This window comes from Alcanivorax profundi (assembly GCF_003597125.1).
GTDB classification, from domain to species: Bacteria; Pseudomonadota; Gammaproteobacteria; order Pseudomonadales; family Alcanivoracaceae; genus Alcanivorax; species Alcanivorax profundi.
The window spans coordinates 1-463 of the sequence record NZ_QYYA01000105.1; the positions used below are offsets into that span (position 1 = coordinate 1).

Sequence of the window (463 nt, forward strand, 5' to 3'; positions counted from 1 at the left end):
TGGTGGTGTTGCAGCCATTCATAAAGCTGCAATTCGCTTTATAGGTACATCACAGCTGAAATTTAACTCTTTCGAAGTGCTACATATCAAACATATTCCTTCTCAAATAAATGGAAGTAAGACATTTTATTTAGCTGTAATCTATCGCCCTCCGGGTCCCTACTCTTCTTTCTTGGATGAGTTTGGAGCTTTCCTCTCAGATTTAATAATCCACTCTGATAGTATCCTTGTAGTTGGCGACTTTAATATCCATCTAAATAAGGAATCTGATCCACTGGCCAGAGCATTTCAGTCACTGCTTACAACACTGTCTTTTAGTCAGTTTGTTCATGAGCCCACACACATTAGTGGAAACTATCTTGATCTTGTTTTGGCTCGTGGAATAGATGTTTCCCATCTCTTGGTCTCTTCTCTTTCGTCTGCTATTTCTGATCACTCACTGGTGGAATTTGAAATAAGTTAT

The 463-nt window shown here is 38.9% G+C and carries 1 protein-coding gene; it reads left to right on the top strand.

Annotated elements, in window-relative coordinates; genetic code table 11:
- On the top strand, positions 1–463 hold a 463-nt coding region (locus tag D4A39_RS17835; protein WP_158586953.1), incomplete at both ends, for an endonuclease/exonuclease/phosphatase family protein.